This window comes from Nocardioides sp. NPDC127514, assembly GCF_040302125.1.
Classification (GTDB): domain Bacteria; phylum Actinomycetota; class Actinomycetes; order Propionibacteriales; family Nocardioidaceae; genus Nocardioides.
This window is the reverse complement of sequence record NZ_JBEORF010000024.1, coordinates 66,279-80,032: the sequence shown is the minus strand read 5'-3', so window position 1 is coordinate 80,032 and position 13,754 is coordinate 66,279. Positions and strand designations below refer to the sequence as shown.

13 protein-coding genes are annotated in these 13,754 nt (G+C 70.8%); 8 read left to right on the top strand and 5 right to left on the bottom strand.

Annotated elements, in window-relative coordinates; genetic code table 11:
* Position 1 precedes the first annotated feature (1 nt).
* Together ABTX24_RS19480 and ABTX24_RS19475 are read left to right on the top strand one after the other, a co-directional pair.
* Complete coding sequence (locus ABTX24_RS19480; protein WP_160024176.1) at positions 2-415, top strand: DUF309 domain-containing protein; 414 nt, start codon at positions 2-4, stop codon at positions 413-415.
* 50 nt (positions 416-465) lie between these two features.
* A complete protein-coding gene (locus ABTX24_RS19475; protein ID WP_350841894.1) occupies positions 466-1,830 on the top strand; it encodes a pyridine nucleotide-disulfide oxidoreductase in 1,365 nt (454 codons plus the stop codon).
* Between the two features lie 562 nt (positions 1,831-2,392).
* Here the strand turns inward: ABTX24_RS19475 and ABTX24_RS19470 are convergent.
* On the bottom strand, positions 2,393-3,232 hold the full coding sequence (locus ABTX24_RS19470; protein WP_350841892.1) for a helix-turn-helix domain-containing protein: 840 nt from the start codon (positions 3,230-3,232) through the stop codon (positions 2,393-2,395).
* 101 nt (positions 3,233-3,333) lie between these two features.
* Between ABTX24_RS19470 and ABTX24_RS19465 the strand changes: the two genes are divergently transcribed.
* Positions 3,334-4,077 carry an SDR family oxidoreductase gene (locus ABTX24_RS19465; protein WP_350841890.1) on the top strand — a complete coding sequence of 248 codons (744 nt, stop codon included), beginning with the start codon at positions 3,334-3,336 and terminating at the stop codon, positions 4,075-4,077.
* Here ABTX24_RS19465 and ABTX24_RS19460 read toward each other — a convergent pair.
* Both ABTX24_RS19460 and ABTX24_RS19455 read right to left on the bottom strand, forming a co-directional pair.
* Complete coding sequence (locus ABTX24_RS19460; RefSeq protein ID WP_350841888.1) at positions 4,062-4,883, bottom strand: alpha/beta fold hydrolase; 822 nt, start codon at positions 4,881-4,883, stop codon at positions 4,062-4,064. The genes ABTX24_RS19465 and ABTX24_RS19460 overlap by 16 nt on opposite strands.
* Positions 4,841-6,115 carry an MFS transporter gene (locus tag ABTX24_RS19455; protein WP_350841886.1) on the bottom strand — a complete coding sequence of 425 codons (1,275 nt, stop codon included), beginning with the start codon at positions 6,113-6,115 and terminating at the stop codon, positions 4,841-4,843. The genes ABTX24_RS19460 and ABTX24_RS19455 overlap by 43 nt, the downstream gene beginning before the upstream one ends.
* Positions 6,116-6,230: 115 nt before the next feature.
* Between ABTX24_RS19455 and ABTX24_RS19450 the strand changes: the two genes are divergently transcribed.
* The 3 genes from ABTX24_RS19450 to ABTX24_RS19440 all read left to right on the top strand — a co-directional run bounded on the left by ABTX24_RS19450 (position 6,231) and on the right by ABTX24_RS19440 (position 9,071).
* Entirely contained in the window at positions 6,231-7,142 is a 912-nt protein-coding gene (locus tag ABTX24_RS19450) for a LysR family transcriptional regulator (protein ID WP_350841884.1), read from the top strand.
* A gap of 141 nt (positions 7,143-7,283) precedes the next feature.
* Positions 7,284-7,880: a hypothetical protein gene (locus tag ABTX24_RS19445; RefSeq protein WP_350841882.1), complete on the top strand. Its 597-nt coding sequence runs from the start codon at positions 7,284-7,286 to the stop codon at positions 7,878-7,880.
* Between the two features lie 81 nt (positions 7,881-7,961).
* Entirely contained in the window at positions 7,962-9,071 is a 1,110-nt protein-coding gene (locus ABTX24_RS19440) for a glycosyltransferase (RefSeq protein ID WP_350841880.1), read from the top strand.
* 87 nt (positions 9,072-9,158) lie between these two features.
* Here the strand turns inward: ABTX24_RS19440 and ABTX24_RS19435 are convergent, their stop codons facing one another.
* Entirely contained in the window at positions 9,159-9,488 is a 330-nt protein-coding gene (locus ABTX24_RS19435; RefSeq protein ID WP_160024165.1) for a hypothetical protein, read from the bottom strand.
* A 126-nt stretch (positions 9,489-9,614) separates the two neighbouring features.
* Positions 9,615-11,753 (bottom strand): MMPL family transporter, encoded by a 2,139-nt coding sequence (locus ABTX24_RS19430; RefSeq protein ID WP_350841878.1) that lies wholly within the window; start codon positions 11,751-11,753, stop codon positions 9,615-9,617.
* 135 nt (positions 11,754-11,888) lie between these two features.
* Here ABTX24_RS19430 and ABTX24_RS19425 point away from each other — a divergent pair, with 135 nt between their 5' ends.
* Positions 11,889-13,031, top strand: a complete 1,143-nt coding sequence (locus ABTX24_RS19425; RefSeq protein ID WP_350841876.1) for a sensor histidine kinase — start codon at positions 11,889-11,891, stop codon at positions 13,029-13,031.
* On the top strand, positions 13,028-13,684 hold the full coding sequence (locus tag ABTX24_RS19420; RefSeq protein ID WP_350841874.1) for a response regulator: 657 nt from the start codon (positions 13,028-13,030) through the stop codon (positions 13,682-13,684). The genes ABTX24_RS19425 and ABTX24_RS19420 overlap by 4 nt, the downstream gene beginning before the upstream one ends.
* Positions 13,685-13,754 lie beyond the last annotated feature (70 nt).

Sequence of the window (13,754 nt, the reverse complement as noted above, 5' to 3'; positions counted from 1 at the left end):
CATGGATCGCGACCGAAACGAGCAAGGGCGGGCACAGCAGGCCCGCCCGCGCGACGCGCTCGGCCGCCCGCTGCCCTATGGCGAGGTCGGCGTCGAGCCGATCTCCGAGGAGCCGCGTCCACCGGCCGAGACCCTGGCGTACGCCCGCGAGCTCCTGGACGCGGGGCGCCCGTTCGCGGCCCACGAGGCGCTCGAGGTGCGGTGGAAGTCGTGCCCGGAGGAGGAGCGTGAGCTGTGGCAGGGGCTGGCGCAGCTGTGTGTCGGCCTGACCCACCACGAGCGCGGCAACGCCGTCGGGGCCTCACGCCTGATCGAGCGCGCAGCGCGACGGCTGGAGACGTACGAACAGGGTGGCGGTCCCACCTATGGCCTCGACCTCGGAGCGCTCATCGCGTGTGCCCGAGACCGGGTATAGCTCCACCTGCCTCTTGACCGCGAAGGTCCTCGGCGTGCTTTCGTGGAGGCATGAGCCGCACGGTCGATGTCGACTACCTGGTGGTGGGTGCCGGCGCCATGGGGATGGCGTTCACAGACGCTCTGATCGAGCACGCCGACGTGCGGGTGGCACTGGCCGACCGGCGCCATGGTGTCAGCGGGCACTGGCTGGAGGCGTACCCGTTCGTACGCCTGCATCAGGCCTCCGCCTTCTACGGCGTCGCCTCGACGTTGCTGGGTGGTGGGCAGCTGCAGCAGCGAGGGCCTGAGAAGGGCCTTCAGGAGCGCGCCACCCAGGCGGAGATCTGCGCCTACTACGCCCGGATCCTCGAGCAGATGGTGGAGTCGGGCAAGGTCGAGTTCTTCCCGAACAGCGAGTACGTCGGCGACGGCACCGTCGTCTCGCACATCTCGGGGGAGCGCTTCGAGATGCCCGGAGCCCGGATCGTCGACGCCCGCTACCTGGCGCCCAGCATCCCCGCCGAGAAGCCGCCGCCGTTCGGGGTCGCGGACGGCGCCCGGGTGCTGCCGGTCAACGAGCTCGCGCGCCTTGAGGAGGCGCCGAGCCAGTACGTCATCGTCGGCTCCGGCAAGACCGCGACCGACGCGTGCATCTGGCTGCTGTCGCGCGGCGTCGACCCGGACGCGATCTGCTGGGTGCGGCCGCGCGATCCGTGGATGCTCAACCGGGCCCTCATCCAGCCCGATCCCGCGATCTTCCTCGGCATGGCCGCCGACATGATGCAGATCGCGGAGAGGTCGACGTCGCCCGAGGAGCTGTTCCTCGGGCTGGAGGACGCCGGCATCATGCTCCGCATCGATCGAACGGTCATGCCGACGATGGCCAAGGCGCCGACGCTGGCGACGTGGGAGCTCGAGCAGCTGCGTACCCTCGAGAACGTCGTACGCCGCGGCCACATCCAGCACGTCGACCGCGGCAGCCTCACCTTCGCCGACGGATCGCTCGCCGTCGCGGACGACGCCCTGGTCGTGCACTGTGCCGCGGACGGCCTGAAGTATCCGCCCCTGCTCCCGGTCTGGCGCCCCGAGGCGATCACGCTGCAGCCGATCCGTGCCGGCTTCCCGTGCTTCGGCGCCGCGGTCACCGGCTACGTCGAGGCCACCCGCGACGCCGACACCGAGAAGAACCGGCTCTGCCCGCCGAGCCCGTTCCCCGACACGATGGCGACCTGGGCGATGATGAACGTCCTGGGCACCCAGGCGGCCATGTCGTTCTCGTCCGAACCGGACATCAAGGCGTGGTCGGACGGGGTCGCGCTCAACCCGGCTCGGGTCCCGCCCGGGTATCCCGCGTCGGCCGCCCTCGACGACGCTCGCGAACGGCTGGCGAAGCACACCAAGCCTGCTCTCGCGCAGCTGGCCCAGCTGAGCTGAGCGCGTGATGAGCGGCCCGGATGCCCGTCACCTGCCACCTCGGACGGGTATCAGTGGTGAGCGGCCGTACCTCCTTGATCTCAGGAGGTGTTCATCATGGTGTTGAACCGTTCGCTCCTCGCTGTGATCCCTTGCGCACTCCTGCTCCTCGCCGCGTGCGGATCGTCCGACGGAGAGTCGGAGGTGGACGTCACGGATGCGAGCTCTGCCGAGACCGGGCAGGGAGATCCTGATCCCGACGATCCCACCGATCCCGACGAGCCGGCTGTGGCCGTGCCGACGCTGCCGATCGGCGGCGGGTCGTACCCGCTCGACGGCAGCCCCGGTGTGGTCTGCGCCGACGTCAGCTGGCTCTGGCCGAGCGGTGACGACCCGTCGGTGCCCGAGGGCGTCTCGGTCACCGTCACCGGCTACGAGGTCGAGCCGGAGGTCTTCGAGCCGACCGACGCAGCGTGCGACGGTGCATCCTGGTCCGGCTCGATGACGACGTACGAGTGCAGTTCCAGTTCCGGAACTCCCCGCCGAACTAGCGCTTCGGCCGTCGACCAGTTGGTCGCGGAGGTCAGTTGGTCTTCTGTTCCTCAGCTCTGGTTGCATCCAGCGTGCCCAGCAGTCGTAGCGCCTCGGCGCTGGGTGAGCCGACGTCGGCGTGGTACACGACGAGCTGTTGCCCGGGGCTGGAGCGGACGTCGAAGGCCTCCATCCGGAGCGTCACCTCGCCGACGTCAGGGTGGTGGAACCGCTTTGACTCATGGCGCTTGCCGCGGGCATCCTGCCGCGCCCACAAACGCGCGAAGTCCGCGCTCTGCTCGCTGACGGTGCGTAGTACCTCGAGGATGCGCGGGTCGTGCGGGGCGTCGCCGTGGAGGAGACGGAAGCCCGCCACCGTGTTCGCCGCAGCCTGCTCCCAGTCGGGGTAGAACGTACGCGCTGTGGGATCCAGGAACAGCTTGAAGACCAGGTTGGCGTCGTGACGGAACCCGTCGAAGAGCGCGTAGGCCAGACGGTTGCCGGCCAGGACGTCGTAGGCACGACCCAGCACGAGGGCGGGGGTGTCCGGCCACATGTCCAGCAGCTGGAGCAGCTGGGGATCGACGCGCTCGGGGAGGATCGCACGGGAGGACGCCGGTGCCAGGCCGGCGATCCGGTAGAGATGCAACCGGGCCTCGTCGTCGAGGCAGAAGACCTGACTGAGGGCGTCGAGCACCTGGGCCGACGGATTGCGTTCGCGGCCCTGTTCGAGGCGGACGTAGTAGTCGACGCTCATTCCGGCCAGCATCGCAACCTCCTCCCGACGCAGACCCGGGACACGGCGTACTCCGATGCTGGGCACGTTCACGTCGTCGGGGCTCACCAGGGCGCGCCGACTGCGCAGATAGTCACCAAGGGGAGTAGAGGCCACGGCTTCGATGCTAGGGCGAACGAGTCATCGATGGGTGGGTGCGGTGCTCCCAGGGACAGCGCGGCCTTCATGGCGGCCGTTGAAGGCAGCACGGTTGACGCATGACAGAAACGAAGACATCCAAGACGGTCCTCGTCACCGGAGCCAGCAGTGGAATCGGTGAGGCAACCGCTCGGCGGCTTGCTGCCGAGGGCCACCACGTGATCTTGACCGCTCGGCGTACGGAGCGCCTCGAGATGGTCGCCGCCGAGCTCCGCGACAGCGGACACAGCGCGGAGGCCCACGGTCTCGACGTCAGCGACCGGGCTGCGGTTGCCGGTCTGGTCGACTCCGTCGTGGCGCGCCACGGACGCCTCGATGTCCTGGTCGGCAACGCCGGCGTGATGCTGCTGTCGCGGCTCGACGCGCTGCTGGTCGACGAGTGGGACCGCATGCTCGACGTCAACGTCAGGGGCCTTCTGCACGGCATCGCTGCCGTCCTCCCGCACTTCAAGGCGCAGGGCGGCGGCCATGTGGTGACCATCGCGTCCATCGGTGCCCATGAGGTCGTTCCCACCTCGGCGGTCTATTCGGCCACGAAGTACGCGGCCTGGGCGCTCACCGAGGGCCTACGACTCGAGTCCGATCCGAGCATCCGAGTCACCACGATCTCGCCCGGAGTAGTGGAGACCGAGCTGGCGGAGCACATCACGGATCCAGTCGCGTCAGCCGCGATGGAGGCGTACCGCGCCGCCAGCATCCCCGCGGATGCCATCGCGGGTGCTGTCAGCTATGCGATCACCCAGCCGGCCGGCGTCGATGTCAACGAGATCGTCATTCGCCCGGCTGCTCAGCGGAGCGCTTGAGGTTGGCCCAACGCCTCCTTCAACCTGGCGGCGAAGGCACTCGGGTGGTCCACGAAACCGGTGTGGTCGCCCGGGAACCGGGTGGCGGTGAGTCCGAGCCGCGTGGCGAGCGCCTCGGTCGTACGCTCACACAGCTGACCAGCGGACTCCTCGCCGATGCCGAGGACGATGCGAGGGCCGCGGCGCAGCGCTTCCTCGTCCGGCTCCCACCGCACGGAGGCCGGCAGCTCCTGGGCGTACCAGAACGCCTCTTCCGCCAGAGCGCTCGGGCTGCGCTCGCCGCCGAACATGGCCTCGAGCATGCCGTCCGGCACGACGATGTTCGCTTGGTCGAAGAACATGCCCCATGCGCCGACCACGTCACCGTCGGCGTAGCGACGTCTCATCGCCTCCGTCAGGGCGCGCTGCTCCTCCCGGTCGTCGAGAAGCTCCAGCAGCGGGGGCTCGTGCGCCACGACCGTCGTGGCGAGCTCGGGATGACGCTGAGCGAAGGCGAGGGCCGTCACCGCACCGCCGCTGGACCCGAGGATGGCGACGGGGCCGAGGCCCGTGCGGCGTACGAGCTCGGCGAGATCGTCCGCGCGCTGCTCGGGTGTGGAGCCGACGGACCGATCGGCCAGAACGCTCCCGCCGTGGCCGCGCGGGTCGTGGGTGAGGACGGTGTGGTCGGCGGCGAGCGCCTCGGCGAGCGGGGCGAACTCCTCGGCGGTCATCGGAGACCCGACGAGCGCGATGGTGGGCCCGGATCCGCGTAGCTCGTAGCTCAGGCGTGTTTCGGGCAGGTCGATCTGGACGGGTGCGTACATGGCGTTCTCCTTGGTGTCGGTGTCGGTGATGGTCGGGTCGGGGCCAGGCGCAGGAGCCTGGAGACGAGGGGCGGCGCGGCGGCCGCGAGCAGGACGGTGAGCGCGGCGGGTAGCACCATCGCGCCGGCCAGCCCTACCCCTGCGGCGAGCCCGCCGATGAGGACCGGCCCCACGAACCCGCCGAGATATCCGATCGTGGTGACGACCGAGAGCCGCCGCGGATCGATCCGGGACGCGCCCAGGCTGCCGATCACGATCGGCCAGACGAGGGCCGTGCCCGCGCCGGCGAGCGCCCATCCTCCGGCGGCGACCACGACCCGCGCACCCTCCGCGACGATGGGGGAGAGGAGGACGAGTACGAATCCGAGCAGCGTCACCCCGGCGGCCGCCGCCACCAGGATCGGTGCGGCGACCGTGCCGCGCAGACGGTCTCCCGCGAAGCGGACCACGGTCATCGCAGCGAAGAAGGCGGCGTACATCGTCGCTCCGGCGGCCGGTTCGGCGCCGAGGACGCGAGTGGTGTGGATCCCCGCCCAGTCGGTGGCCGCGCCTTCCACCACGAAGGCGGCAGCGGCCACAGCACCGGCGCCGATGAGTATGGGGCTCAGCGCGCGCGTCGGCCCCTGAGAAGCTGCCGCGTTCGCGGCGGTGCCCGGCTCGATGCCGGCGCGGCCGGCCGGAAGCCGCAGCGCCAGCAGAGCGAGCAGGGCGCCGGCGCTCAGTGCGGCGGCGGGCAGGAGCAGGAGGCTGTCCCCGCCGGCACGCAGCGCGGCCGCCAGTGCGGACGATCCCAGGACGGCGCCGAGCGTCCAGCATCCGTGCATCCGGGCGATCACGGGTCGTCCCGCTGCGCGCTCGGCCGCCGTCGCCTGCGAGGTCAGCCCGACGTTGATGGCGCCGCAGCAGAGGCCGAAGACGGCGGCGAGGGCGATCATCGGCTCGGCGGCAGTCATCGCGCTGATCGTGGCGAGGAGGAGCGCAGCCGTGGGGAGGGCGACGCGGAGCACGGTGGCGTCGCTCCAGCGGTGGGCGAGGTGTCCCGCCAACGGCATCGCGATCGCCGCGCCCAGCGCGAGGGTGAGGAGCAGGAGCCCGAGTCGAGTGGGGCCGAGACCGACTCGGGCGTCGAGGACGGGAAGCCCCGCGCCCCAGACCGCGGTGAGCATGCCCACTCCTCCGTGCAGCGCGGTGATCACGCACGGGCTCTCCGGCGCGGGGCTCGACGAGGACATGCCTCCAGGTTGCTCGCGGCCTCGGATGCGCGTCCAACACCGGTGCAGCGCGGATCGACGCACTTCTGTTGTCGATCCGCCCTCGCCACGTTCGCCGACCGGACAGAATGGGCCCGTGGCAGGCGACCTCGAGATCAGGCTCCTGCGCCGTTTCGTGGCGGTCGCGGAGGAGCTGCACTTCGGGCGCGCGGCCGACCGGCTCTTCATCGCCCAGCAGGCGCTCAGCCGAGACGTACGCCGGCTCGAGGACGCCGCGGGCGTCCGCCTCCTCGACCGTTCCTCGCGCCGCGTCGCACTCACGCCGGAGGGCCGGCGTCTCCTGGACCGAGCCCGCGAGCTCATCGCGCTGCACGACCGCGCCGTACGCGACCTGCGTGCCGACACCGGCAGCCTGGTCATCGACGCCGTCGCGCCGGGAACGACGCCTGCTCGTGTCCTGGACGCGGCTCGGCGTACGGCCCCTGACATCGAGTTCATCGTCCGCTACGGCGGCGGATCCGCGGACACGGTGGTCGGGGCCGACGTCGGCTTCGGTGCCACCCCACAGGGCGTCTCGGCCCCGCGTGCGCAGGCGGTCCGTCATGAGCGGGTCATCGTGCTGCTCCCCGACGATCACGAGCTGACCGTGCTCGACGCCGTACCGCTCGAGGCTCTCCGTACGGCCCGGGTGTGCACGCGCTCCGGCGACCACGTGACTCCCGCATGGGCCCGGGCGATGGCTCAGCTCCTCGCGCCGTTCGGCGTGGACCCGGGGGACGGGCATCCCCATGTCCTCGGCGGCGCCGAGCTCGCCGCGCACCTGCGGCTGCACGGTGCGCCCGGGCTCGCCTTGGAGAGCCAGGCGCCGCTCGACGGCATCGTCACGCGTCCGCTCGTCGATCCCGTCGCGCTGTTTCCCTGGACGATGCGCTGGCGCGCGGATCTCGACCATCCCGGTCTCGATGTGCTCAGACGCAGCGCCCGCAAGCTGTCCGAGGCGCAGGGCTGGACCACGGTGCCCGACGGCGCGTTGCTCCTGAGTGCCTGAACGGTCGGAAGGGCCGGCCCCGTCCGATGGTCCGAGGGCGTCCGTCACCGAGTGCGAGGACGAAGGCCCCTCGTCGGCCGCGACGCCGTCGGGTTGCCTGGAAGCACCAGGTCGCCACCCTTCGGACGAGAGGATCCGCCGATGAGCACGAACGAGCCGAGATCTGACCGCGACGGCTCTCGAGCAGGACCGCTGCCAGCCACGAAGGCGTGGCGTGCGGTGGCTCGCTGTGTCGTCGCTTCGGCGCGAATGCTGGCCACGGGGGTCGTGCACTGGCCGCGCGTCAACGTGGGGCGCCGACTCCGGTTCGCCGACGGGACCACCGGTCAGGTGTACCGAGAGACCGCGGTCGCACTGCCACCTGCCGAGCCGTGCGTTCTGGTGGTGTGCTTCCGGCTCCGCCGGGTCCGGGGTCGCGGCCACCTGCTGTTCCGGTGGGAGAGCTGGCTGAACACCCCGTTGTTCGTGGGGTTCCCCGGATTCGTCTCCAAGCTCTGGCTCGCCGCCGACGAGCAGGGGCGCTATCGGGGTTTCTACGAGTGGGACGGAGCAGACCTCGCCGAGAACTACGCCCGGTCCCTGTGGAGGGTGCTCGCGCTGGTGAGCGAGCCGGGGTCGATCGACTTCCGGATCGTGCCCGGGATGCATCGCGACGAGGTGCTCGCGGATCCCGGCCTGCTCGAGGGCCACACCAGCCCCACGATCCCCGACTGGTGGTGCCCGGTCGGCACGTCATGAGCGCCCCGGACGTACCGTCGTCTGGGCAATGTGGGGACAAGGCGCTTGCCGGGTCCGGCCGGCGCAGGCACAGTGCGCAGCATGCGCATCCTGGGGGTATCGACGGCGGGCGCCGGCCATTTCAACCCGATGAAGCCTTGGTTGAAGCGCCTCGCCGGCCAGGGGCACGAGGTCACCGTGGTGGGGCCGCCCGGGTTGGCGGCGGCCGCGAAGGGGTTCGACTTCCGAGAGGGCGCCGCGCCTGACCCCGCGTCGGTCGCACCGATCTGGCAGCGAGTGGCCGAATCGCCGATGGAGGTGGCGCGGGATCTGGTGCTGCGGGAGCTCTTCGCGCGCATCAACTCCGGGGCGATGATCCCGGCAGTGCGCGCAGCGATCGACGATCTCCGCCCGGACCTGGTGCTGCGAGATCCCGCTGAGTACGCATCGGCACTGGCGGCCGCCGAAGCGGGCGTTCCCCAGGTACGGCTCGGCGTCAGCCTGTGCTCGGAGATCGCGTTCTTCGAAAGCGTGGCGGCGCCGGTCCTCGAGGACTGGCGGTCAGGCCTGCACCGCGAGATCGTCGAGTCGCCGATCCTGACCAGGTTCCCGGCCAGCCTCGACCCCTCGCCGTTCGCCGCCACGGCCCGATACCGGATCGGCGAGCCCCGCACGCGTGAGGTCGATCCGAGCTTCGTCTACGCGACCCTCGGCACCGTCGCGCCCACGATGCCGCCGATGCGGCCGTGGTTCGACATCGTCGTCGAGGTCCTGGGCGCGCTTCCGGTGGACGCCGTCTTCACCGTCGGCCGCGACCTCGACCCCGCACAGATCGCAGCCGCCCCGAACGTACGGATCGAAACCTGGGCCGAGCACGCCGAGGTTCTCTCCCGTGCGGCGGTGATCGTCCACCACGGCGGCTCGGGAACGGTGCTCGACGCCCTCGGCGCCGGCGTCCCGCAGGTGATCGTGCCCCTCTTCGCCGATCAGGGCGCGAACGGCGCCGTCGTCATGAAGGCAGGCTTGGGGACCGCCCTGGTCGACTCCGGAGGCGCCGCGTTCCACGTTCCTCAGGACGGTGAGGTGGACAGGTTGCGGATGCTCGTCGCCGAGACGATGGCCTCTGACACGGTCGGAGCCCGCGCGGTTGAGGTCGCCACGGAGATGTCCAGCCTGCCCGAGCTGGATGTTGCCATGCTCGGCATCAGCTGAGCGACGACACGTGCGAGCGGCTGGGCGAGGCACCCTGAGCGTTGCCTCGCCCAGCCGGACAGATGTGATCCCGCGTTGCTGGGGGTGTCAGTTGCCCCTGCATGCCTCGCCGGGTGACGGCACGAACTCCTTGAGTCCGGCGCGTACGAAGATGCCGTAGCTCTGCACCCCGTGGTAGCGGTCGTTGCCTCCCGGGCTCTGGTTGCCGCGCTCGCCCAGCGCGTCGTCATCGAAACCTGGAGGGTTGCCCTCGATGGCGTCTGCGGTGTCCTGGCCCGAGAACACGCACTCCGAGGAGGCGCGGTCCGGCGCGGGGATGTCGTCGCCGTTGCCGTTCACCTCTGCCGCGCTCGCGGCACCGGCTCCGGCCAGCACGAGCCCCGCCGCGATGGCACAGCTCTTCATCAACAGCTTCATGACCTCTGTTCCTTCCGTCTTCGATGCCCCTGACCTGACCTGCCGTGGCACCGAACCGAATGGCCAGGAAGGCCGAGATGTCGTGTGGGCTTGCACTTTCATCATCAGTCCGGCCTGGACGTGTTGCTATACGCCAATCTGGGGGCTTCCCACTTCCACCGGCTCTTCCACCGGGGCGGAGTCGAGCTCCGGGAGGAGCCGATTCAGCCACTGCGGCAGCCACCAGTTCGCGTTGCCCAGAAGCTTCATGGTCGCGGGGACCAGCATCAGGCGTACGACGGTGGCGTCGAGGAAGATTGCTGTGGCCAGGCCCACGCCCATCATCTTCACCACCGGGTCGCTGCCGAGGACGAAGCCCGAGAAGACCGCGACCATGATCAGCGCGGCTGCGGTGATGGTGCGACCGGTGCCGGCGATGCCTTCGATGACGGCGCGGGTGTTGTCGCCGTGGCGGCGGTACTGCTCGCGCACCCGCGACAGCAGGAACACCTCGTAGTCCATGGAGAGCCCGAACAGGATCGCGAACATGAACAGCGGGATGAACGATACGATGGGCACCGTCGACTCCACGCCGATCAGGTCGGCGGCCCAGCCCCACTGGAAGACCATGACGAGCACGCCGTACGCCGCACCGACGCTCAGCAGGTTGAGCACGACCGCCTTCAGCGGCACCAGCACGGACCGGAACAGCACGGCGAGCAGGAGGAACGACAGCAGCAGCACGGCCGCCACGAAGCGCGGCATCCGCTCCTGCACCCGGTCGCCGAGGTCGGCGAAAGTGGCGGTCTGTCCGCCGACGTGGGCGGTCGCCGAGCTGCCGTCGAGGACGGCCGGGATGACATCGCCACGCAGCCTCAAGACGGTCTCCTGCGTGGCGACGTCCTGGGGCGACGTGGTCGGCTGCGCCACCAGCGTGGCCACGCCCGTGGAGTCATCGATGGCCGGTTCGCCGACCGCGGTGATGCCCGGGTCGGCGGCCACCGCCTCGGCCAGCGGCGCCACGACGGACTTGTCCTGCGAGATGTCGACGGCGATCACCAGAGGCCCGTTGGCCCCGGGCCCGAATCCGTCGGCGATCAGGTCGTAGGCGCGGCGTTCGGTCCTCGACTCGGGCTTGGTCCCGTCGTCGGGGAAGCCCAGGTCGAGCGCGAGCACGGGTGCGGCCAGGGCGATCATGAGGACCGCTGCTCCGACGAGGTACGCGGTCGCGTTGCGGGTCACGTGAGCGCCCCACCGGTACCAACCCGTGCTGGGTCGATGGTTGGGCCGGCGCGCCCCGTCCGCGCCCCGTCGCCGGCGTCCGTTGATCCGGTGCCCGGCCAGTCCGAGCAGGGCCGGCAGCAGGGTGACCGAGGCGAGCACCATCACGAGCACCATCGCGGAGATGGCGACCCCGCCGCCGGTCACGAACGGGATCCCCGCGACGAGCAGCCCCAGGATCGCCACCACGACCGTGCCGCCGGCGAAGATCACCGCCTGTCCCGCGGTCGCCAGGGCGCGGCCCACCGCTTCGGGGACCGCCATCCCCGCAGCCAGGTTCTCGCGGTGCCGGGTGACCAGGAAGAGCGCGTAGTCGATGCCGACGCCGAGACCGACCATGGCCGCGAGCTCAGGCGCCCACGCCGGGATGTCGATCAGGTACGTCACCAGCTTCATCGAGGTGATGCCGACGACCAGGCCGAACAGCGCCATCCCGATCGGCAGCCCCATGGCGACGAAGGAGCCGAAGGCGATCAGCAGGACGATCATCGCGACCACGATCCCCGCGACCTCGCCGAGCCCGGTGGGGGCCTCCTCGAACGCGAAGAACAGGTCGCCGCCGGTCTCCAGCGTCAGCGACGAATCCTCACGCAGGTCGGCGACGGCCTCCTTGAGGTTGTCCAGGTCAGAGGCTTCGAGGTGCTCGATCGCCGGGTACTGCACCCGTACGAGCGCGATATCGCCGTCCTGCGAGACGCTGCTCGTCGTGCCCTGCACGTGCGGGAGCTCGGCGAGGGCCGCCTCCACAGGCACCACCTGCGTCGTGGCGTCCGGCGCTTGGAGCACGACGTGGGCGGTGACGCCGCCCTCGTCGGCCTGGGCCTCGGCGAGCAGCTCCGCGGCTTGGTAGGAGTCGAGGCCGGGGGCCTCGAAGCTCTCCTCGAGCTCGCGCCCGAAGGCGGCGGAGGAGGCGATGACGACGAGCGCGAGAACGACCCAGGCGCCGATGGCGGTCCAGGGACGGGTCGCGGCGGACCGGCCCAGCCGGTAGAGGAGTTCAGACATGTCTCTACCGTGGCCGGGCGAGGAGCGATCCACATCGGGCCAAGGAGCAGTGGGCTCCTCGGCCGAAAGTACGAGGAGACGCTCGTGCTTGTGCCCCGTACGGCGAGGCTGTCCGCTCGCTAGGGTCGAGGGGTGGTGACCGCCTTCGTCCGCTCAGTCCTGGCCGAGCCCCGTGCCCCGGACCCGCCGGCGCGGGCGTGGTGGGACTGGGCCCTGGTAGGCGCGCTGCTGGTCACGGCCGCGGTCGAGGCGATCTTCCGCCCCGACGTACCGTGGCGGGCGTTGGCCACCGTGGTCGCGCTCGTGGTGATCCCGGCCCTGCTCTGGCGGCGTACGCATCCGCTCCTGGCGACCGCGGTCGGCTTCGGCGGCGCGATGGTGCTGCACATCCCGTTGATCGTCGACGACGTCGTCGATGCGGGGCTCTACACCATGGTCTGCGTCCTGATGCTGCCCTACGCCCTCTACCGCTGGGCGTCGGGACGCGAGGCTCTGATCGGTACGGCGATCGTCGCTGTGCCGGTGACTCTGGGACTCGCCGCGACCGAGACCTTCGGGGACCTGATCGGCGGCGCCACCGTGGTGGTCGCGTCCTTCGCCCTGGGGGCAGCGATGCGCTACCGCGCGGTCGCGCGCCAGCGCGAGGTCCAGCAGGTCCGTACGCTCGAGCGCGGTGAGCTCGCCCGCGAGCTGCACGACACCGTCGCGCACCATGTCTCCGCCATCGCGATCCAGGCGCAGGCAGGGAGGGCGGTGGCGGCCACCGACCCGGCCGCGGCCGTCAAGGCACTGGCCGTGATCGAGGCCGAGGCCTCCCAGACGTTGTCCGAGATGCGCACGATGGTCCGGGTGCTCCGCGATGGCGAGGCGGCCGACGCAGCGCCGGTCGAGTACGCACCGCAGCGGGGCATCGGCGACCTGGACGAGCTGACCCGGATGAGCCCCTTGGTGGAGGTGCAGTGCGTGGGCGATCTCTCCGACCTGCCGCAGCCGGTCGAGATGTCGGTGTACCGGATCTGTCAGGAGTCGGTCACCAACGCGATCCGGCACGCCTTCTACCCCACGAGGGTCAGTGTGGAGGTCCGGGGCGAGGCCGGCGTCGTACGGTTGCGTGTGCACGACGACGGAGAAGCGACCCGCCCTCCGGCCAGCGTGGGCTATGGCCTGCTCGGGATGGCGGAGCGGGCCAAGCTCCTCGGCGGCGTGTGCCAGGCCGGGCCGGACCCGGCTGGTGGCTGGACCGTCGAGGCGACCCTGCCGCGCGAGGTCTCGCGATGACCATCCGGGTGGTGGTCGCCGACGACCAGCTCCTGGTTCGTACCGGCCTGACGATGATCCTCAACGCGCAGCCAGGGATCGAGGTCGTCGGGGAGGCCACGGACGGTCACGAGGCTGTGGCCGTGGCACGCGAGCTGCGTCCCGACGTCTGCCTCTTCGACATCCGGATGCCCGGCATCGACGGCGTCGAGGCCACCCGCCGGCTCGCCGGCCCCGGCGTCGAGGACCCCCTCGCCATCGTGGTCATCACGACCTTCGACCTCGACGAGTACGTCCATGGTGCTCTCAAGGCCGGCGCCCGGGGCTTCCTCCTCAAGGACGCCGGCCCCGAGCTGCTGGTCCAGGCGATCCACGCAGCCGCGAACGGCGACGCGCTCATCTCGCCCAACATCACCCGCCGCCTCCTCACCACGCTAGCCGGCCTGGAGCGAGCCACCCCGCCGGCCCAGCCGATCGAGCCGCTCACCGAGCGCGAGGAGGAGGTCCTGCTCACCGTCGCGCGCGGCCGCACCAATGCCGAGATCGCCAAGGAGCTGAACATCACCCTGAGCACGGTGAAGTCCCATGTCGCCGCGCTGATGAACAAGCTCGGCGCCCGCAACCGCGTCGAGGTCGCGATGTGGGCGTACGAGACCAAGCGGGTGAAGGAATAGGGCCACTACCGCGTCTTGGGTAGCTGGCTTGCGCTACCGTCGCGCCGTGCCGGGATCTGTCTACACCTGT